Origin of the sequence: Pseudomonas sp. RL (genome assembly GCF_000647775.1) — a bacterium.
In the GTDB taxonomy this organism is placed as follows: domain Bacteria; phylum Pseudomonadota; class Gammaproteobacteria; order Pseudomonadales; family Pseudomonadaceae; genus Serpens; species Serpens flexibilis.
In genome coordinates, this window is the sequence record NZ_JBOY01000121.1 from 1 (window position 1) to 18,316 (window position 18,316).

Consider the following 18,316-nt stretch of genomic DNA (forward strand, 5'->3'; position numbering starts at 1 on the left):
ACCTCGTCGCAGTTTATCGCTTAACGGGGTGTCCACTGGAGCTGGGCAAGATCACAGCCCGTTGCCCAGTCCCGGCAGGACGCCGCTGGCCGCCGGCAGGTGCTCCAAGGTCGAGCCCATGATCGACTCGATGATGGTCGGCGCGTTGTACAGGCCCATGCCCATGGCCAGGCCGACCGCGAAAGTCATCAGCGACTGGCGCACCACGCCGATGCAGCCGCCGACGATGATGATCGCGATGGCGATGATCCGACCCAGGGTGCCCTGGGTCCAGTCCACCAGCGTGTCCCACACGTCATCGAACTCGGTGCCGCCGGTGCCGGCCAATCTCCCTTGGTTGCGTTAGGTTTCCCCGTGGATATCCCTGCCGCGCTACCGTCGACGGGTGCAAGCGCCTTGAGCCGCGGGGCCGCCGTGGGCGCTTCTTCACCCAGCACCCTTCTGCGTGGCTGGATTTCGGTGTACACGTAGCCGGTGACGACCAGGTCACCGTCCGTGTCCTCCCAGGGCGCGATCCACACCCGCATCACCTGCGCGGGGGTTCGGACCGGCACCGGCGGGTCCGGCAGGCGCGGCGTGACGAAGGTGCTCACCACGTCCTGGGGGTTCTCGGCGGCGCCCGGCAGGCGTGGCGACGGGGCGGGCGCAGCGCTGGCCGTGCGTTCCACCTCACCGGCGGGGCACCGGGGCGGCTCCCGGGTTTGGCGAGGAGCGCCGCCAGCGGGTTTCAGGTAGGCTGATTGCATCCAAGCAAAGGGTTCGCCAGACCAGCGATGAACAGCCAAGCGTTGAGCAGCCAGGCGGTGATCTTCGATGCGTTCGGTACGCTGCTGAAGATCCACGAGGGCAGTCGCCCCTACCGACGGCTCATCAAGGCGGGTATGGCTCAGGGCCGGCGCCCGCAGGCCGACGATGGGCGTCGCATCATGACCCACCCGTGGGGACTGCGCGAAACGGCTCAGGCGTTCGGCATTGAGCTTTCAGGCGCTCTCCAGCTGGAGCTCGAAGACCTGCTCGCTTCCGAGGTCGCGAGCATCGAACCCTTCCCCGATGCCCTGGAAGCCGTGGAGCTGCTCCAATCGGCAGGACTGGCCATAGCCGTCTGCTCCAACCTGGCCATGCCCTACGCACCCGCCCTCCAGCGTCATTTCCCGACCCTGGATGTCAGCGTGCTGAGCTTCGAGGTGGGCGCCGTGAAGCCGGACCCGGAAATCTACGCGGCATGCTGTGATCGGCTCAAAACCCCGCCAGGCAACGTCCTGATGGTCGGAGACTCCCGCCCGTGCGACTGCGTGGGCCCAGAGGCCATCGGTATCCGCGGGCATCACCTTGATCGGTTGAACGGCCAGGGCGATTACCGGGACCTGGTGCAATTCGCCCGGCAGGCCCTTCGGCGCCGTGCGAAGTGAAACTGCCGCTGCGCTACCGCAAATCCGGAAGCTTGCTTCCGGGCCAGCGGCGTTCAGCCGCTTGGTTTGGGGGGTGACCCGCATACCTGGGGAGGCGAATTATCTCGCCGACAAGCAGGGACGATCACCGCATGAAAATTCACGCAGGCCATATTAACCAGATGTGGAAACGGCCTGGGCCTGCGCAATGTGCTCGCGGATCGTATTCATCTGTGACTGCTGAGATTCCGTGAGGTATCCCACCGAAAAGTGAATGGGATCGCTCCAAACGACCATGCCTGTTGAGGGGCGCCGCATGACGTTTGTGATGTTGCAATCCACAGCCCCATCGTCTTCAGGCAGATACTGAGCGGCCAGGATCAGGGTGGTGAGCAGAGGAGCAAACTCGAGCTGGGTGAGGGCAGCCTGTCGGCACCGTTCGAGAAATAGAGCCCGATCCTCGCGCTCTACCAGTTCGCCATCTGTCAGCTTTGTGAATAGCTCGGCCAGTCGGGCGCCCTCGGTCGTCGTGGCATCGACAGGCTGCAGCCATTCCACCTGCGCCAGCCAATAAAACTCATCCTGATACCCATCATCGGCTGGTGCCACTGGTCCGAAGTCCTGAATAACTTTAACAACGTGTGGATTGCCCTTGGCTGATTGCTCGGACAGAAAGCAGTGGCCACATCCGTCGGTGGTCAGCCGATAGAGCTGGCCGTCACGCTGAAAAAGCATGGCTGAGGAGCCATGCGTAAAGTAGTCGGCCGAACGGAGCGGCTCTTTTGCCCTCACATGCTCGAAATACGGCCCGCTGAAGAGGTTGCTCATAGTGCTTCGCCTGGGTCCAGAAATGGGTTTCTCTCGTCAGAGTCGCCTGGCCGGCGCTGTTAAAGAGTGATTCTCGATCCTTGAAGCCCTTGGGCCGCGATGCTGGATACCTTGGCGCACAGTTGAGTCCGTGCGGCGTCCAGTACCTCCGCATTGGTTTTTGCAGAGACGTGTTCGCGGGCTTTTCTGCCCAGAAAGTAGCTAATGCGTTCAGCGTTAGCGCCCGAAGGATGGGGGAGGCCTGCGAGCACCTGCTCAGGCGTGAGCAGGCCTTGACGTTGTAGATGCTCAAGGGCCTCGGCCACTTTGGGCCCGAGAGGAACGTAGAGGCAGTTGTTCGCCAATGTCTTTACCTCCTCGGCAAGGTGCATCTCGACCTGCATCCGCATCGACTTCTGCGCGAGCATGGATGGGCTACCGCTGTAGTTGGCCCCATTGACGAAAACGGGATAGCGCAGTGCCGAGGTGTAATGCACCAGGTGGGTGTGCGTATCGAATAACCGGGCACAACTATCGATCCCGAACAATTTCGGGATGCCAATGTGGTCGAGCATGGCGATCAGGTTGTTGCGCATTGGCCCAGAAAAACTCGCGGTTTCCTTGGCTTTTCTTCTCGCTTCTTCGATGGATGCTCCTGACTTCAGTTGTTTGCGCGCTTCGCTCAAGGCGTTTACCGCCTGCTGGCGGCCAGGTGTGATGCCGCAGATGGTGATCCGGGCATTGGTGTTGATGTAGTCGAAGGGAGCGTAGAACGTCTGGACGCTGCCCTCCGATGACAGCAGCAACTCCTTGGGCAGATCGGTGCCGCTCAGGCTGATGGTGGAGTCGCGGAGGATTGGAGTGAATTGTTCAAAGTGGCTCATGGTTCGTTCCTTGAATTAACGCGAGCAATGGTGAGTGCGACGGGCAGCTGGATTGCTGGGTCTACCCCGTCGGATGCGCTTGTGCGGTTTTTGAGGTGTGAGGCGTTCGTCCCGATAACCCTGCTACCCATTATGAATGCATGCGCCTCAAACCAGCACGGTAGGCGTGAAGTTGCGGCGCCCTTGCAGCCAGCGCAGCGCCTCATGAGAGTCGACCACGGTGCGACTCCCTTCTTTTCGCGCATGAAGACGATCTGGCGTGGTGGGCTGAGTGGCATTCCGCACGGCCTTTTCCGTCATCAGGGCGAGGAAAGCGACTTCGTTCAGAGTCAGATAGCCGCACCCGGAACCGTTGAGCACGGTAGGTAACGCGTCCGTGGCGACATCACCCAACGTGTCGCTGTCCAGGCGCGCACGAATGGCGCCCAGCTTGAAGAGGTGCTCAAGGCCCAGTGCCGGGGCGTTGGCGCTGTGGAACTCGGCGTCAGACCGGGCTTGGTCAATGAAGGACGCAAAGTCCAACCAGTCGTCGTCTTGGAGGCCTATCCCGGTTGTCTTGAGTTGGCCTTCAACTGCGTAGTCGAAGCAGCTCTCGGCAATGGCAATGAAATGCGAAGCGCCACCAAGAACCTTATCTAGAGCCTTCGGATCGCACCGGTACTTCTCGGATTCAGCCTTCAGGTGCCCCTCGTAGGCGTCAGTGACCTCGTTGGCTAGCTGGTCGCGGCGGATCCTGGCCTGTGGCTGGGCGTAGTGACAAATCAGTTCTTCGAGTCGCATAATGTTCCACTCAATTTGGAATATGACGAGACTGGACGATCATGATTCCATTGTCAATGGAATATTGAGTCATCATGACTGGGCTCGGCAGGCAACGGAAACCAACGCCTCCATCGCGGGAGCGGCCGTTGGCCTGGGGTAAATTCGCGGCCAGGCACGCCCCCGGCCCCGGCCACACCCCATAATGGCGAAGCCCTGGCCAATCGCCTCTTGGCCGGACGATGCACAGTGACTCTCCCTCTCCCAGCTCCGCTGGGCTCGATAACCACGCAGTACAAGGTTCGAATGTTCAATGATCAAAATGCGAGATGGCGGGGCGTTCGATCAGCATGCCCTGATTGCCTGTTTCCGTGAGCACGGGGGCAGTATGGTGCTGGGCGCGGTTAAAGCGTCGCTCGCCGAACACAAAAAACCGCGGTCGCTGGATTACTGGTTGCGATTGAACGGCGCCCGCATCCCGGACCAGATGCAGGCGGAAGCCTCGCTGGTCGCACAGTTGGTTGAGAGCGGAAACTTCGAGGCAGTCGTTCTCAAGTGTCCCGAGACGGGCAGAAACTGCAAGGGATTGCAGCTACGGACGTAGTACGTACGGGCCACACATCTTGCTTTTGACTCAGCCCAGCCGCAGAGCGGCCGATAGGTCAGTGAACTAACCGATCGCTAGCCGACATCAAAGTATCTCGACAGCGGGTGTCAGCAAGGACAGTTGCTGATCCTGCCAATCGCCATAGGTTTGCCCCGTCTGTTCTACCGTCCAGTTGGTGCGGCCGTTCGAGCTGCGGCCAGCCACGATGGAAGCCGCAGCGCTGGGGCTGTTGAACGCGTAGTCGTCGGTGAAGCGGGTGGTACCGTCAGCGTCCGGTGCCAAGATGCCATCAGCCAACAGCCAACAGCTTCAGAAACAGTGCTTGGTAGCCACCAGGCGATCCAATCCACTGGTCACGTGTCTGCGAGCCTCGCAGCACGAAGAACTCGCCATCGATTTCCTGGGCATCGGCCACCCCCCCTCCTTGGGCACCTTTCGCACAAAGCGCGGTGAACGTGTCACGCTGGAAGGCGTATCCGTCGCAGCAGCGGCGGTCGGAGTAATCAGCTCGCGTAAAAAGTCGTAGCCCAGCACTGGCAATACAGTCCGGATCTGCTCCAGAAAAAAAGCCATATCCGCACGGTCAGATTCGGGTAGGGCACTGCCGTACTCAAACGCCTTGTAATTGACCATCGCGCAGCGGCCCAGCTTGCCGGCGATGCCAATCAACATGCTTTCCAAATGTTTGACGTGCGCCTTGGTCAGGTTCTGGTCCTTGCTGGTGACCAAGCACACGCGCTCCCAGAAATCTTTACCGCCCTGCTCCTCCGGTCGGTTGTGCTGCCGGAGTCGCGTGGCCACATCATCGGACTCACCGATATACACCCGCGAGCGCAGGCTATTGTCCGGGTCAGGCCCTATCAGAAAGTACACGCCGGTGCGCCTACACTCCGGGCGCTGTACCAATTCGGTCAGTTTGGAGCGAGGGGCGGTCAGCACATGGCCGGTCCAGTTCATGATCTCGGCGGTGAGCAGGCCATTGGGTGTGCCATCCACCAGGAACAAGCGAATGCTGCGGCCTAGGCTCATAGCTGACTCCACAGATCACGCTGCGCAGCATCACGATCCGCAGCTTCGGCCCACCGACAGGCTTCTTCGTTCACTTCGTACAGGATCGCGGGCTCGGCCGCTTGGAAAAGCAGGTCAAGATCATGAAGCTGCAAGGCGCTGACGTCAGCGGGAATGTCGCCGTACTTGGCCAATTCTTTCAGGCCGTCGGCGGTTTGCCTGTGGCTGATCCACAGGGCCAGCCGCTGCGCATCAGGCAGAGTATGGAAAACCTCGGCGGTGACGTCTCGCAGGTCGGTGCGGAAGGTTTCGGCCATCAGATGGTCAGCATGCCATCGGGCGACCAAGATCTCCCAGTAACTGGTGTATTCCTCAACAGGACTCGGCAGCGTTTTCAGCTTCTGGATGGTCAGTTCGCTCAGGTTCACCTGATCGGCCAAAGGCTCGGACAGAAGGGTGGCGCAACTCAAAAGAAAGTCGATCGCTGTCGAATTGTCTTCGCGGGAAAATATGGCCACTTGCTCGCTGCGCCGCTCGAAACGCTCCAGGAACCCCAGCATCGCCGGGGTGAAGATATCCATCAGGCACGCCGTGTGCAGCCTATCGGTACTCTGCAGGAGGCCGTCGATCACCCACAGGGGCTCATGTGCCGGACAATCCGAATAGTCATAGTTGTCACCGTCGTCCACCAAGGGCAGCAGGTCGATGTCACGGCTGCGCAGCGCATCGTTACCGGTCTCGATGATGCGGATAAACCAGGTGCGCTCACGGATCAGCAGGCACACCGACAGAATCTCATCACGAATTCCGCCCGGGTACTGTTCCCGCAGCACCGGCAGCAGCTCCAGCGGCTGGCCGGGTTGCCAGCCGCTCAGGTGAATCAACTCCTCCGCGAGTCTCATGACGTCGTGTCGCGCAGACAACCCATTGCTCTGGAAGCGCAGGTCTTCAAGTCGTTCTTGCTGATTCAAAAGCTCATTCCTTACTACGGGGTAGCCACGCCGGGAGGCTGGCGGAAGTTGTTCGGAACGCACCTGGGTCGTTTGACGGGAGGGCCCCGCCCTCAACCTCTCGCAGCACTTAGCAGATGCTCCGACGTCCTTGGTCAGCAGTTCATACACCACCGTCAGGAAAAGGTCCCGAGACGCTTCATCGCTCAGCAGGCGGGTCGCCAGCATGGTGCGGCGCGGGCCAAGCCCAGAGAAACTGCGGCGCATCACCTCGGACGCCACGCTACTGCTCCAGCAGATCCCCTGAGGCCGGGCGGCATGACCGCCCCGGCGTGCTAGCGCCGCTCCCGGGCGTATTTCTGGTCCAGACGACTGGCGAGCCAATACCCGCCGACACCCATCACACAGACAAACGCCAGGATGGCGCCGATCGTATAAAAGAAAGCCATGTCATTCACCCTTTGGTAATCACCGGAACGGGAAGGAGCCGTGGGCGGATCTTATATGCCCACGCTCAAAAGCGCCGGCTTCACTCATAGCGCGCCAGCGCCCGCCGCAAGGTTTCGCGCAGGGCCTCGCGCAACGAGGTGGGGGCCTGCACGCAGATATTCTCGCCCTGCTGCAACAACCACCAGCGCAGCTGCCAGCTGTCCCGCACCGTGGCCTGCAGGCAAAAGCCCTCCTCGCCCGGCTCCAGGGTCATGTCGGGTGACAGTGGCGTCTCGCGAATCATCCGCGCCAGGGTATCGCTGACCCAGGCCTGCAGCCGCACCGGCTCCTGCGCGCCGAACTGAAGCGCGTCGCTGGCCAGATAGGCCTGCAGGAAGAAGCCCTCCACCCGGACCAGCGGCGTATCCAGCACGTCTACCGCGCGGAATCGATGCAACGCGTACTGGCGGATGTCGCTGTAGGGTTCGGCCGTGGCAATCAGGTAGGTGATCGAACCCCGCTGCACCAGTGCCAGCGGATTGAGGATCAGCTCGCGCTCCTTGTCCTGGTGCGCGGCGTAATAGCGGCAGCGCACTTGCCGCTCCTCCAACAGGCCAAGCTGGATGCGCTCCAGCAATGCCTCGTTCACGTCCGGGGTCTGCAGACTCATCTGCGGCTGCACACTGGCGACCTTGTCTACCCAGCGGGCGGTGGCGCTCTCCGCCGCCAGGGCTTCGAGCTTGCGTCGCGCCTGCTGGAAGCGCGGTTCCAGCCCGCGGCGCAGGCTCAGCGGCAGCACGGCTTTCAGGGTGTCCTCCAGCAGCGCCAGGCTCAGCGCCTCGCTGAGTTCGATTCCCGGCAGCTCCAGTTGTGCGCCCGGCCTCCAGTGCCAGCCGTAGGGTTTGCCCCGGTCGTTGCATTGCAACGGGAACAGGCGGGACAGCTCCTGCAGGTCACGCTCGACCGTACGCTTGTTAACGCCGTGATCATTCTTCAGCTTCTCTGTAATCTGCGAAGCGGTCAGCCCTGGTCCGCGACTGGGCAACAGCTTGAGCAGCTCCCACTGGCGGCTGAGAGTGCTACGAGTGCTGTTGGCGGCCATGCTGGAACTCCCCGATCGGATGCGTCTTATAACGACGCATGATGGCTCAACAATGGCAACCTCTTCAACCGGAGCCGCCGTCATGACCGATCCCTTCGTACGCAAGCCCAGCCGACGCGCGCACCGCATCCTGCGGGCGCATCCGTCCGACAGCTGCCCGCTGGCCTTGCTGTGGAGCTTCCGCCTGATGGTCGACCTGCAGGGCTATCGCAAGCTGCTGCGCCGCAACGAGATCGCCGATGACGACGTGGCCGAGGCCCTGGGACTGGGCGATTGGGTCGACAACGATGACTACCGCCCCGCCCCGGCGGCGCAGCAGTTGCGTCAGGAATATCGGGCGTTCTGCGCCGAACACGCGAACCCCGCTTTTCCCGAACCCCTGGCGAGTAATCTGCGCGCCATGGCGAACCTGATCGGGCTGAACGCTACCGAAACCACCCTGCTCGGCTTCTGCGTACTGATGCAATGCGACACGATTCTGCATCGCAGCATCGAGGTGCTGCATGACCTGAGCTACAACCAACTGCCGACGGCACTGGCAAGGGTGCTGGAGCTGCCCGTCGCTGCAGTGGAAGAAGCGCTGTCCCACGAAGGGCGCCTGTTCGTCTGCGGCGTGCTGGAACGTGGCAGTCGACCCGGAATGGACGTGAGCCAGATCCTGACCTTCAGCAGCCATGACTTGCTGAGCCAGTTGCGCTTTCACCGTGGCGCGGCCCAGGAGCTGTTCAAGCACTCCTTCCGCCGCAGCCGGCGCTCGGTGCTGGAAAGGTCGGACTACCAGCACCTGGGCGTGATCGTCGACGACACCCTGGGTTACCTGCGCAAAGCCACCGCTAGGAACAGCCGCGGGGTGAACATCCTGCTCTACGGCCCGCCCGGCACCGGCAAGACCGAACTCTGCCGGCTGTTCGCCGAAAGCCTGTCGCTGGAGCTGTACGAGATTGCCTGCAACGACAGCGAGGGCGATCCGATTGGCGGCACCCAGCGCCTGAGTGCGCTGCGCTCAGCCATGGGGGTGCTACAGGGCACCCAGGCGCTGGTGATGCTGGACGAGATCGAGGACATCTTCGCAGCGGATTTCGGCCCCGGCCGCAAAACCCAGCGCTCCCACAAGGGCTGGATCAACCGCATGCTGGAAGAAAACAGCCAGCCATGCTTCTGGCTGACCAACAGCATTGCTTGCCTGGACCCAGCGTATATCCGCCGCTTCGATATCGTCATCGAGACCCCCAATCCGGGGCGTGCCCAGCGCGAACGGATCATCCGCAAGCTCGGCGCCGAGCGCCTGAGCGACGAGATGATCGCGAGCCTGGCCAGTCACGAAACGCTGACCCCGGCGGTGTTCGAGCGTGCCCTGCGCGTGGCGCGCACCATTCATCCGCGCGCCAATCACAAGCTGGAAGCCAGCCTGGAGGGCCTGCTCGACGGCACCCTCAAGGCGCAGGGTCACACGCTCCTGTCACGCCAGCAGGCCAACGCCCGCCCGACGCTCTACACGCCGGAACTGCTCAATGCCGACACGGCCCTGACCGAACTGGCCGCCGGACTGCGCCGCCATCCGCAAGCCCGGCTGTGCTTCTACGGTCCGCCCGGCACCGGCAAGACCGCATTCGCCGGCTGGCTGGCCGAACAGCTCGGCAAGCCGCTGCACAGCAAGCGAGTCTCCGATCTGGTCGCTCCCTACGTCGGCCAGACCGAGCAGAACCTCGCCGAAGCCTTTCGGCAGGCTGAAGAGGAAGAGGCGGTGTTGCTGCTCGACGAAGTCGACAGCTTTCTGCAGGACCGCACCAGGGCCCGCGCCCAGTGGGAGGTGACCGCTGTGAACGAGATGCTGACGCAGATGGAAAGCTTCAGCGGCCTGTTCATCGCCTCCACCAACCTGATGGACAATCTGGATGAGGCTTCCCTGCGGCGCTTCGACTGCAAGATCCACTTCGGCTATCTGCTGCCGCAGCAGAGCCGCGCGCTGCTGCGCGCCCACTTGGAGGAGCTGGGCCTAGACGACCCCGCCCAAGCGGCCGAAGCCCGCGTCGCATCGCTCAACCGCCTGGCTCCCGGCGACTTCTCCGCCGTGAGCCGCCGGGCTCGCTTCAAGCCCTTGGCCAGCGCCGACGAGTTCGTGCAGGCATTGGGTCGGGAAATCGCACTGAAGAAAGGGGGGCAGCAGCGGCCAATCGGGTTTGTGCATTGAAAGATGGGGGCCGGTCTTTCTTCCGGCACCCTGACGGTCAGGCCTCGCCAGCTACTGCGTTGGCCTGAGCCAGCACACGCCTTGCCGCCCGGATGGTGACATTCAGATGCCCAAGAAGCTCGGTCATGGCATCCAGCGTATCGACCTCGTCATCCCCCTGGTGTGCAACCAGCAATGCCTGGATTTGCTCGGAGATCACCGGCTCCAGCACCCACCTGGATGGAGATCTTGCGACAGTGAAAGCAGGAAAAAATGGCCTCGCTTTGACGCCTATACGGCCTGGGCCTGCTTGCCAATTGCCTACCAATTGCCTACCAGAAGGCCCCAAATTGCCTACCGAAAATTTTCGGTCGCGCATAAAAAAATCCAGTCACCGCTAAGTGACTGGATTTTTTGGAGTTTTTTTGGTCGGGACGGAGTGATTCGAACACTCGACCCCTTGCACCCCATGCAAGTGCGCTACCAGGCTGCGCTACGCCCCGACATCACTACCAGCCTCGCTGGAAGTGGTGCGCACTATATAGTAACCATCTGATAAATGGAAGCTTTTTTTGCGAGGAGACCCTCACTTGCGCAGGATCCGCAACACGTCTTCCAGCTCGCATAATGTTTGCCGGATGAGCTGTCGTGTTTGTGTAGTGTCTTCGATAGCTTCCTGGCCGGACAGCTTCTGCCGAGCACCGCTGATGGTGAAGCCCTGGTCGTAGAGGAGGGAGCGAATCTGGCGGATGACCAGTACATCATGACGCTGGTAGTAGCGGCGGTTACCCCGCCGCTTCATCGGACTGAGCTGGGAAAATTCTTGTTCCCAGTAGCGCAGGACGTGGGGCTTGACGGCGCAGAGGTCGCTGGCCTCGCCAATGGTGAAGTAGCGCTTGCCCGGGATGGGCGGCAGGTCGTCCGTGCCGCCTTTAGGATTTGCTTCCGGCATAGGTTTCAACCCTTGCCTTGAGCTTCTGGCCCGGGCGGAAAGTCACCACACGGCGCGCCGTGATGGGGATCTCTTCGCCCGTCTTCGGATTTCTTCCGGGGCGCTGACGTTTGTCGCGCAGATCGAAGTTGCCGAACCCGGACAGTTTGACCTGTTCGTTCTGCTCCAGGGCCTGGCGAATTTCCTCAAAGAACAGCTCGACCAATTCCTTGGCTTCTCGCTTGTTCAGGCCCAGCTCTTCATACAGACGTTCAGCCATTTCAGCTTTCGTCAGAGCCCCCATACGCTACATCCTTAACGTGGCGTTGAACCGATCTCCCAGCGAGGTGAGGATGGTTTGGGTCGCAGCGCTCACCTCATCGTCGTTAAGAGTGCGCGAAGGATGCTGCCAGGTCAAGCCGACTGCCAGACTTTTACGAGACGGATCAATGCCTTTGCCCTGATAGACATCAAACAGCTTGAGATCAGTCAGGTAATCCCCTGCGCACTCTCGAATACAACCCAGAACCTCCTCGGCTGGCGTGTCGCGATCAACCAGCAATGCCAGGTCGCGGCGCACTTCAGGGAAGCGTGACAGCTCTCGGAATGCCGGCAGCTTGCCCACTGCCAGTTCGGCCAGGTGCAGCTCGAAGAGGAACAGCGGCTGCTCGATGCCCAGCTCCGTGGCTAGTTGCGGATGAATGGCGCCCATGTAACCGACCGTTCGTCCTTCCCGCTCGATACGCGCGCACTGCCCCGGGTGCAGGGCCGGATGCTCTCCGGCAACGAACCGGAAGGCCCCCGCATCGCCTGCAGCAGCCAGCAGCGCTTCCACGTCCCCCTTGAGGTCATAGAAGTCCACGCTCTCGCGCCCATGGCTCCAGGATTCCGGGAGGCGATTACCGGTGATCACACCCGCTAGCATCGACTCCTGCTGGAGCTGGGGGAGCTGACCCACAAAGCGCAGGCCGCTTTCGAACAAACGCACCCGATTCTGCTGGCGATTGAGGTTGTGCAGGACCGCCTTGACCAGACCCGGCCAGAGGGAGGCACGCATCGCCGCCATGTCGGCGGAAATCGGATTGGCCAATACCAGCGGAGTCGCCTCAGGGTTGAACTGGGCAAACAGCTTGGGATCGATGAAGCTGTAGGTGATTGCCTCCTGATAGCCACGGGCAACCAACAGGCGACGCAACGCGGGCAACTCGGCTGTCGCTTCTGCGCGCGCCTGAGGTGCCAGTCGCGCCTGCGGATAACGAACCGGCAAGCGGTCGTAACCGTACAGGCGCCCAAGCTCTTCGATCAGGTCGACTTCCAGGGCGATATCGAAGCGATGACTGGGGATCTGTACTTCCCAAACACCCTCTACCTTGGCGCTCACAGCCAGGCCCAGGGCGGCGAGCAGACGCTCCACCAGCGCAGGCTTCAGCTCAAGCCCCAGCATATGCGCGATACGGTCGCTGCGTAGGATAACGGCGTCACGCTTGGGCAGATCGGCCTCGCTGACGGCCTCGACGACCGGGCCGGCTTCACCGCCGACGATTTCCAGCAACAACGCAGTGGCGCGCTCCATGGCCTGACGGGCCAGCTCGAAATCCACGCCGCGCTCGAAGCGATGCGATGCATCGGTGTGCAGGCCATAACCGCGCGCCTTGCCGGCCAGGGCGATCGGATCGAAGAACGCCGATTCCAGGAACAGATCCCGGGTCTGCGCACTCACGCCGCTGTGTTCGCCGCCCATCACACCGGCAATGGCCAGCGGACGTTCGTGGTCGGCGATCACCAGGGTGTCCGCCGTCAGCGTGGCTTCCTGGCCGTCCAGCAGAACCAGCTTCTCGCCCTGCTCCGCCATGCGCACCCGGATGCCGCCGCGAATCTCGGCCAGATCGAAGGCGTGCATGGGCTGGCCGAGTTCCAGCATCACGTAGTTGGTGACATCGACGGCCGGATCGATGCTGCGAATATCGGAGCGGCGCAGGCGCTCGACCATCCACAGCGGCGTCGGACGACTCAGGTCGACGTTGCGAATGACACGTCCCAGGTAACGCGGGCAGGCCTGCGGGGCCAGCAGTTCCACCGGGCGGGTTTCCTCGTGGACGGGCACCACCGGCTGGATCGCCACCGGTTGTACGTCGCTGCCGTAGATGGCGCCTACTTCCCGGGCCAAACCGGCCAGCGACAGGCAGTCGCCACGGTTGGGGGTCAGGCCGATCTCGATGACCACGTCATCCAGGCCCAGGTACTCGCGGATATCCATACCCAACGGGGCATCGGCCGCCAGCTCCATCAGGCCGCTGTGATCCTCGCTGACCTTCAGCTCGGAGGCCGAGCACAGCATGCCGTAGGATTCCACGCCGCGCAGCTTGGCCTTCTTGATCTTGAAGCCCTCGCCCAGCTCGGCACCGATCATGGCGAAGGGAATCTTGATGCCCGCACGGGCATTGGGTGCGCCGCAGACCACCTGGAAGGTTTCACTGCCGTTGCTGACCTGGCATACGCGCAGCTTGTCGGCATCGGGATGCTGCTCGGCACTGAGAATCTCACCCACCACCACGCCATGGAAGTCACCAGCCACCGGGGTCACGCTGTCGACTTCCAGGCCCACCATGGACAGCTTGGCCACCAGCGTGTCGCGATCGACTTCGGGGTTGGTCCAGCTGCGCAGCCACTGTTCACTGAATTTCATCTTCTGCTCTCTCCTGTTCGGTTCGTGTCGGACGCGGGCCTAGCGGAATTGCGCCAGGAACCTCAGGTCGTTGTCGAAGAACAGGCGCAGGTCATTGACGCCGTAGCGCAGCATGGCCAGACGCTCCACGCCCATGCCGAAGGCAAAGCCCTGGAATTCCTCGGGGTCGATTCCGGACATGCGCAGCACGTTGGGGTGCACCATGCCGCAACCCATCACCTCCAGCCAACCGGTCTGCTTGCAGACACGACAGCCCTTGCCTGAGCACATCACGCATTGCATGTCGACTTCGGCGGACGGCTCGGTGAACGGGAAGAAGGAAGGACGGAAACGCACGCCCAGCGGCTTTTCGAAGAACACCCGCAGGAACTCCTCGATGGTGCCCTTCAGGTCGGCAAAGCTGATGCCCTTGTCGACCAGCAGGCCTTCGACCTGATGGAACATCGGCGAGTGGGTGATATCCGAATCGCAGCGGTACACACGTCCCGGGCAGACGATGCGGATCGGTGGCTTCTGGTTCTCCATGGTGCGTACCTGCACCGGCGAGGTATGGGTACGCAACAACATGTTGGCGTTGAAGTAGAAGGTGTCGTGCATCGCCCGGGCCGGGTGGTGGCCGGGGATGTTGAGGGCCTCGAAGTTGTGATAGTCGTCCTCGACTTCGGGCCCCTCGGCCACGCTGTAGCCGATATGGGTGAAGAACTGTTCGATGCGCTCCTTGGTGCGGGTAACCGGGTGCAGACCACCGGATGCCTGGCCACGGCCGGGCAGCGTCACATCGATCCGCTCGGCAGCCAGTTTGGCCTGCAGGGCGGCGGCTTCCAGATCAGCCTTGCGCGCCGCCAATGCACCTTGCACTTGGTCACGGGCGGCATTGATAAGCGCGCCGGCCTTGGGACGCTCTTCCGCCGAGAGCCTGCCCAGCGTCTGCATCAGCAGGGTGATCTCACCCTTCTTGCCCAGGTATTGCACCCGGATCTGTTCGAGGGCGTTGATGTCTTCGCTGCCTCGCACGGCCTCCAGCGCTTGGGCGACCAATGCATCGAGATTTTCCATGTACATCCTCCCGAGGATCTTGCAAAAGCACCCGCTGTGTCAGGCGTTTTTGCAAGAGCCCTTCAAATACAAAATAGGGGAAGAGCCCAAGGCTCTTCCCCTATCGTTGACGCTTCGCTCCGGACGAATCCGGTATGCCGGGGAAGTTAGGCCAGAGAGGCTTTGGCTTTCTCGACGATCGCGGCGAAGGCGGTCTTTTCGTTCACTGCCAGATCGGCCAGAACCTTGCGGTCGATCTCGATGGCCGCCTTTCTCAGGCCAGCGATCAGGCGGCTGTAGGACAGACCGTTCTGACGAGCACCGGCGTTGATACGAGCGATCCACAGAGCGCGGAACTGGCGCTTGCGCTGACGGCGGTCACGGTAGGCGTACTGGCCAGCCTTGATCACCGCCTGCTTGGCAACGCGGAACACGCGGGAGCGTGCACCGTAGTAGCCCTTGGCGAGCTTCAGAATTTTCTTGTGACGAGCACGAGCGATAACGCCACGCTTAACACGAGCCATGAGTAAAGTCCTCTAAAAATCTTGACCGGATTAACGAACGCGCAGCATGCGCTCGACCTTCGCCTTGTCAGACGGGTGCATCAGCGAAGTGCCCCGCAGCTGACGCTTACGTTTGGTCGTCATCTTGGTCAGGATGTGGCTCTTGAAAGCGTGCTTGTGCTTGAAGCCGTTTGCGGTCGGCTTGAAGCGCTTCTTGGCACCACTCTTGGTTTTCATCTTTGGCATGTTCGGTACTCCGTAGCTGAGTGCTTACAAATAACTGCAAGGCCTGCCAGTGCCCTGGTAGTTATTTTTTCTTCTTGGGAGCGATGACCATCATCAGCTGGCGTCCTTCCAGCTTCGGATGCTGTTCAACGGAGCCGTATTCGGCGAGATCGGCTTCGACCCGCTTCAACAGCTCCATGCCCAGCTCCTGGTGAGCCATCTCACGACCGCGGAATCGCAGGGATACCTTGGCCTTGTCCCCTTCACTGAGGAAACGGATCAGGTTGCGAAGCTTGACCTGATAGTCCCCTTCCTCGGTTCCTGGACGGAACTTGATTTCCTTGATCTGAATCTGCTTCTGGTTCTTCTTGGCCGCCGCCTGCTGCTTCTTCTTTTCGAACAGGTGCTTGCCGTAATCCATGATGCGACAAACCGGAGGCAGGGCCTCGGCGGAAATTTCCACCAGGTCCAGCTTTGCCTCTTCGGCGACCCTCAGGGCTTCGTCGATGGAGACGATGCCGATCTGTTCGCCATCCGCACCGATCAGACGGACCTCACGAGCACTGATGTTTTCATTGATCGGAGGCTTGGGTGCCCGTTTGTCTTGTCTCATATCACGCTTAATAGTCATTACTCCGATGCTTGGCGACCACGCCGGGAAACCGTCTGTGCCAGCAAACCGCTGAACTGCTCGATGGGCATGCTGCCCAGATCAGTACCTTCGCGGGTGCGCACAGCGACGGACCGTGTCTCAACTTCCCGGTCTCCAATAACTAGGAGGTAGGGAACCTTGAGCAAAGTATGCTCGCGGATTTTAAAGCCGATCTTCTCGTTTCTCAAGTCAACCTTTGCCCGGAAGCCTTGGGAATTCAGGGTTTTCTCGACTTCCTCGGCGAATGGCGCCTGCTTGTCGGTGATGTTCATGATCACCGCCTGGGTCGGAGCCAGCCAGGCCGGGAAGGATCCTTCGTAATGTTCGATCAGGATGCCGATGAAGCGCTCGAACGAACCCAGGATCGCCCGGTGCAGCATGACCGGCCGCTTGCGCTGGTTGTCCTCAGCGATGTAGCTGGCATCCAGCCGCTCGGGCAGGTTCGGGTCGTACTGCAGGGTGCCGCACTGCCAGTTGCGGCCCAGGCAATCACGCAGGGTGAACTCGATCTTCGGACCGTAGAAGGCGCCCTCGCCCGGCTGGTACTCCCAGGCCAGGCCGGATTCATTCAACGCCTGCGCCAAGGCCTCCTCGGCGCGATCCCAGAGCTCGTCGGAGCCGACGCGCTTGGCCGGTCGGGTCGAGAGCTTCATGGCGATGTCAGTAAAGCCGAAGTCCGCGTAGACCTTGAGCGTCAGCCGGATGAAGTCGGCCGCTTCCTGGCGCACCTGATCCTCGGTGCAGAAGATATGCGCGTCATCCTGGGTGAAGCCACGCACCCGCATGATGCCGTGCAGCGCGCCGGACGGCTCATTGCGGTGGCAAGCACCGAACTCAGCCATGCGCAACGGCAGATCGCGGTAAGACTTCAGGCCCTGGTTGAAGATCTGCACGTGGCACGGGCAGTTCATCGGCTTGACTGCGTAGTCGCGGTTCTCCGAGGAGGTGGTGAACATGTTTTCGGCATAGTTCGACCAGTGCCCGGACTTCTCCCAGAGGATGCGGTCCACCACTTGGGGGGTGCGCACCTCGACATAGCCGTTTTCGCGCTGAACCTGGCGCATGTACTGCTCGAGCCCCTGATACACGCTCCAGCCGTTCGGGTGCCAGAACACCATGCCGGGCGCTTCTTCCTGGGTGTGAAACAGCCCCAGGCGCTTGCCCAGTCGACGGTGATCGCGCTTCTCGGCTTCCTCGATGCGCTGGATATAAGCAGCCAGCTGCTTCTTGTCGGCCCAGGCAGTGCCATAGATTCGCTGCAGCTGCTCGTTCTTCGAGTCGCCGCGCCAGTAGGCGCCGGATATGCGGGTCAGCTTGAAGGCCTTGAGGAAGCGGGTGTTCGGCACGTGCGGCCCCCGGCACATGTCCACGTATTCCTCGTGGTAGTACAGACCCATCGCCTTCTCGTCCGGCATATCGTCGATCAGGCGCAGCTTGTACTCTTCGCCACGCGCCCTGAAGACCTCGATGACCTCATTGCGCGGCGTCATTTTCTTGATGACGTCGTAATCCTTGGCAATCAGCTCGGCCATTCGCGCTTCGATCGCCGCCATATCCTCCGGCGTGAAGGGGCGATCGATGGCGATGTCGTAATAGAAGCCCTCGTCGATCACCGGGCCGATGACCATCTTGGCATTCGGATAGAGCTGCTTGACTGCATGCCCCACCAGGTGGGCGCAGGAGTGACGAATGATCTCCAGCCCTTCCTCGTCCTTCGACGTGATGATCTGCAGGGTGGCATCATTTTCGATCAGGTCGCAGGCATCGACCAGGCGACCGTTGACCTTGCCGGCGATCGTCGCCTTGGCCAGGCCCGCACCAATGGACTGCGCCACCTCGGCCACGCTGACCGGATGATCGAATGAACGCTGACTACCGTCGGGAAGAGTAATGATGGGCATGGCGCCTCCTCTCCTAGTGGTGACCCCTACCAAAGGCCACATGGGTTGGGATGAGCCAGTAAAGCGATCCGCCGGAAGAACCCGCCGCACTGTGGCAGGAGGCCTGAGGCCTAACCCGTCGAACCGGAGCACTGGAAATCGAAGCCGCGGATGCTTCCAGAAAGCCAGGCATCTGGCAAGCAGCCATAAAAAAAGGGCCGCTTGCGGCGACCCTTTCTTGGAATTTGGTAGGCACAATTGGACTCGAACCAACGACCCCCACCATGTCAAGGTGGTGCT

20 protein-coding genes, 1 tRNA gene and 1 pseudogene are annotated in these 18,316 nt (G+C 61.5%); 3 read left to right on the forward strand and 19 right to left on the reverse strand.

From position 1 onward, the window contains the following. Positions 1-51: 51 nt before the first annotated feature. Positions 52-327: a TraA family conjugative transfer protein gene (traA, locus tag AS93_RS19570; protein WP_218185754.1), complete on the reverse strand. Its 276-nt coding sequence runs from the start codon at positions 325-327 to the stop codon at positions 52-54. Between the two features lie 125 nt (positions 328-452). Next, a pseudogene (locus tag AS93_RS20395) lies at positions 453-746 on the reverse strand (TraV family lipoprotein); the annotation flags it as partial. A 27-nt stretch (positions 747-773) separates the two neighbouring features. On the opposite strand from AS93_RS20395, the gene AS93_RS0115865 reads away from it, so the two are divergent. Next, on the forward strand, positions 774-1,409 hold the full coding sequence (locus AS93_RS0115865) for an HAD family hydrolase (RefSeq protein ID WP_037009638.1): 636 nt from the start codon (positions 774-776) through the stop codon (positions 1,407-1,409). Between the two features lie 153 nt (positions 1,410-1,562). Here AS93_RS0115865 and AS93_RS0115870 read toward each other — a convergent pair whose 3' ends face one another. From AS93_RS0115870 to AS93_RS19575, 3 genes are all read right to left on the reverse strand, one after another. After that, complete coding sequence (locus AS93_RS0115870) at positions 1,563-2,216, reverse strand: hypothetical protein (protein WP_027591525.1); 654 nt, start codon at positions 2,214-2,216, stop codon at positions 1,563-1,565. Between the two features lie 59 nt (positions 2,217-2,275). Next, positions 2,276-3,079 (reverse strand): hypothetical protein, encoded by an 804-nt coding sequence (locus AS93_RS21160; RefSeq protein WP_027591526.1) that lies wholly within the window; start codon positions 3,077-3,079, stop codon positions 2,276-2,278. A gap of 147 nt (positions 3,080-3,226) precedes the next feature. Then, complete coding sequence (locus AS93_RS19575; protein WP_051587510.1) at positions 3,227-3,859, reverse strand: hypothetical protein; 633 nt, start codon at positions 3,857-3,859, stop codon at positions 3,227-3,229. A gap of 292 nt (positions 3,860-4,151) precedes the next feature. Between AS93_RS19575 and AS93_RS0115885 the strand changes: the two genes are divergently transcribed. Beyond that, positions 4,152-4,442: a hypothetical protein gene (locus tag AS93_RS0115885; protein WP_027591527.1), complete on the forward strand. Its 291-nt coding sequence runs from the start codon at positions 4,152-4,154 to the stop codon at positions 4,440-4,442. A gap of 87 nt (positions 4,443-4,529) precedes the next feature. On the opposite strand, the gene AS93_RS21240 is transcribed toward AS93_RS0115885, so the two are convergent. The 4 genes from AS93_RS21240 to AS93_RS0115905 all read right to left on the reverse strand — a co-directional run bounded on the left by AS93_RS21240 (position 4,530) and on the right by AS93_RS0115905 (position 7,934). Beyond that, positions 4,530-4,742: a DUF4357 domain-containing protein gene (locus tag AS93_RS21240; protein ID WP_343203272.1), complete on the reverse strand. Its 213-nt coding sequence runs from the start codon at positions 4,740-4,742 to the stop codon at positions 4,530-4,532. 12 nt (positions 4,743-4,754) lie between these two features. Further along, positions 4,755-5,474 (reverse strand): GIY-YIG nuclease family protein, encoded by a 720-nt coding sequence (locus AS93_RS19580; protein WP_343203273.1) that lies wholly within the window; start codon positions 5,472-5,474, stop codon positions 4,755-4,757. Further along, entirely contained in the window at positions 5,471-6,685 is a 1,215-nt protein-coding gene (locus tag AS93_RS0115895; protein ID WP_155956164.1) for a hypothetical protein, read from the reverse strand. The genes AS93_RS19580 and AS93_RS0115895 overlap by 4 nt, the downstream gene beginning before the upstream one ends. 247 nt (positions 6,686-6,932) lie before the next feature. Then, on the reverse strand, positions 6,933-7,934 hold the full coding sequence (locus tag AS93_RS0115905) for a WYL domain-containing protein (protein ID WP_027591529.1): 1,002 nt from the start codon (positions 7,932-7,934) through the stop codon (positions 6,933-6,935). Between the two features lie 82 nt (positions 7,935-8,016). Between AS93_RS0115905 and AS93_RS0115910 the strand changes: the two genes are divergently transcribed. Continuing rightward, positions 8,017-10,125: an ATP-binding protein gene (locus AS93_RS0115910; protein ID WP_081798333.1), complete on the forward strand. Its 2,109-nt coding sequence runs from the start codon at positions 8,017-8,019 to the stop codon at positions 10,123-10,125. 37 nt (positions 10,126-10,162) lie between these two features. Here AS93_RS0115910 and AS93_RS20965 read toward each other — a convergent pair whose 3' ends face one another. From AS93_RS20965 to thrS, 10 genes are all read right to left on the reverse strand, one after another. Further along, the gene (locus AS93_RS20965) at positions 10,163-10,483 is read right to left on the reverse strand and encodes a hypothetical protein (protein WP_155956165.1); all 321 of its coding nucleotides are present in this window, start codon (positions 10,481-10,483) and stop codon (positions 10,163-10,165) included. A gap of 47 nt (positions 10,484-10,530) precedes the next feature. Next, positions 10,531-10,607, reverse strand: a tRNA-Pro gene (locus AS93_RS0115920). A gap of 83 nt (positions 10,608-10,690) precedes the next feature. Next, on the reverse strand, positions 10,691-11,056 hold the full coding sequence (locus AS93_RS0115925) for a MerR family transcriptional regulator (protein WP_027591531.1): 366 nt from the start codon (positions 11,054-11,056) through the stop codon (positions 10,691-10,693). After that, positions 11,037-11,339, reverse strand: coding sequence for an integration host factor subunit alpha (gene ihfA / locus AS93_RS0115930; RefSeq protein WP_027591532.1), 303 nt, complete (start codon positions 11,337-11,339; stop codon positions 11,037-11,039). Before ihfA ends, AS93_RS0115925 begins: the two co-directional genes overlap by 20 nt. Positions 11,340-11,342: 3 nt before the next feature. Beyond that, positions 11,343-13,721 (reverse strand): phenylalanine--tRNA ligase subunit beta, encoded by a 2,379-nt coding sequence (gene pheT, locus AS93_RS0115935; RefSeq protein WP_027591533.1) that lies wholly within the window; start codon positions 13,719-13,721, stop codon positions 11,343-11,345. A 39-nt stretch (positions 13,722-13,760) separates the two neighbouring features. Further along, positions 13,761-14,777 carry a phenylalanine--tRNA ligase subunit alpha gene (gene pheS / locus AS93_RS0115940; RefSeq protein WP_027591534.1) on the reverse strand — a complete coding sequence of 339 codons (1,017 nt, stop codon included), beginning with the start codon at positions 14,775-14,777 and terminating at the stop codon, positions 13,761-13,763. A 146-nt stretch (positions 14,778-14,923) separates the two neighbouring features. Beyond that, positions 14,924-15,280, reverse strand: a complete 357-nt coding sequence (rplT, locus tag AS93_RS0115945) for a 50S ribosomal protein L20 (protein ID WP_027591535.1) — start codon at positions 15,278-15,280, stop codon at positions 14,924-14,926. Positions 15,281-15,310: 30 nt separating this feature from the next. After that, positions 15,311-15,505: a 50S ribosomal protein L35 gene (rpmI, locus tag AS93_RS0115950; protein WP_027591536.1), complete on the reverse strand. Its 195-nt coding sequence runs from the start codon at positions 15,503-15,505 to the stop codon at positions 15,311-15,313. A 61-nt stretch (positions 15,506-15,566) separates the two neighbouring features. After that, positions 15,567-16,115 carry a translation initiation factor IF-3 gene (gene infC / locus AS93_RS0115955; RefSeq protein ID WP_177324726.1) on the reverse strand — a complete coding sequence of 183 codons (549 nt, stop codon included), beginning with the start codon at positions 16,113-16,115 and terminating at the stop codon, positions 15,567-15,569. Continuing rightward, positions 16,115-18,037, reverse strand: coding sequence for a threonine--tRNA ligase (gene thrS / locus AS93_RS0115960; RefSeq protein WP_027591538.1), 1,923 nt, complete (start codon positions 18,035-18,037; stop codon positions 16,115-16,117). The genes infC and thrS overlap by 1 nt, the downstream gene beginning before the upstream one ends. Between the last annotated feature and the right edge of the window lie 279 nt (positions 18,038-18,316).